This is a genomic window from Pseudomonas sp. PDM10, assembly GCF_014852295.1.
Taxonomy (GTDB): domain Bacteria; phylum Pseudomonadota; class Gammaproteobacteria; order Pseudomonadales; family Pseudomonadaceae; genus Aquipseudomonas.
Genome location: NZ_JACVBJ010000024.1, coordinates 1 through 446 on the forward strand (window position 1 = coordinate 1; position 446 = coordinate 446).

At 62.8% G+C, this 446-nt stretch carries 1 pseudogene; it reads left to right on the top strand.

Annotated elements, in window-relative coordinates:
* Positions 1–446 (top strand): annotated as a pseudogene (locus IB252_RS29940) (cytochrome P450); the annotation flags it as partial.

Sequence of the window (446 nt, forward strand, 5' to 3'; positions counted from 1 at the left end):
TCTGGGAGGAGCGGCAACAATGGTATTTCGCAGGCTATGACCAGGTAAACGTGCTGCTCCGCGACCGCCGTTTCGGTCGGCAGATCCTGCATGTGGCGACGCGCGAAGAGGTCGGCCTGTCGGCGCCGAAGCCACATCTGAGGGACTTCGACGCGCTGGAGGAACATTCGCTGCTGGAGCTCGAGCCGCCGGCACACACGCGGCTGCGCACCCTCGTCAACCGGGCGTTCGTCTCAAGGCAGATCGAACAGCTGAGACCGGATATCGAGCAGCTGTCGCACGCCCTTATCGATGGTTTCGAAGGCGACGGCGAGGTCGAGTTGCTCAAGACGTACGCCGAAACGATCCCCGTGACGATCATCGCCCGCATGCTCGGCATACCGGTCGAGGCGGCGCCCGATCTTCTCGACTGGTCGCACCGCATGGTCCGGATGTATGTCTTCAAC